The organism is Staphylococcus sp. EG-SA-2 (assembly GCF_017152085.1).
Genome location: NZ_JACYHC010001116.1, coordinates 1 through 703, shown reverse-complemented (window position 1 = coordinate 703; position 703 = coordinate 1). Strand labels below are relative to the sequence as shown.

The 703-nt window shown below is 28.4% G+C and carries 2 pseudogenes; one reads left to right on the top strand and one right to left on the bottom strand.

Annotation, left to right across the window (positions count from 1 at the left end):
• A pseudogene (locus IDG60_RS18570) lies at positions 1 to 147 on the top strand (class I SAM-dependent methyltransferase); the annotation flags it as partial.
• A 371-nt stretch (positions 148 to 518) separates the two neighbouring features.
• Here the strand turns inward: IDG60_RS18570 and IDG60_RS18565 are convergent.
• Positions 519 to 703: pseudogene (locus IDG60_RS18565) on the bottom strand (succinyl-diaminopimelate desuccinylase); the annotation flags it as partial.

The following is a 703-nucleotide window of genomic DNA, read 5'->3' as shown; positions in this document are numbered from 1 at the left end:
GTAATACATGAATATAATTATTTTGACTATTATAAGAATCGATGGGGCTTATTTGGATATTGTAGATTTATACCTTATTTAAAAAAAAGGTTAAACAATAAAATAGTACTTATGAAATATAAAGTTCCAAAGAGACAGAGACATTAAGTTCTTAGGCAATGTAAAAAAGCTGATTTCTATTAATTATTTGATAGAAATCAGCTTTTTTCAAATGTATTTGATAATTTACAGCTCGTTGAGCTGCTGTTTTCTAGGGATTTATGTCCCATTCCTTTTACGAGAAGGTTTTTACGAGTTTTATGTAACTATTAGAAGCTATCTTTTTATATGACCATTAGTCAATATATGTATGACAAATCAGCACAATAATTTCAGTTTTACATCACTTAATCAATGAAAATGTGCTTGTTGATATTTGAATATTTACATTCAAACAATATTCATCGTTATTTCTATCAACTTAAAATTCGCAATAAAAAACTGCCAGCATGCGAATAGGGCAGCTGACAGCATCGTTCTTATTTCTCTTTTAAATATTTAATGGAAGCCTCTTTAAAAATATCAATATATTTCAGATACATATCTTTTTCAATATATTCATCGATTTGATGTGCCATTAATGGATTACCTGGTCCAAAAATGGCTAAATCAACATTGTCCTTATTATCTCCTAAGAAACTAGAGGCATCTGTTGCACCTACAA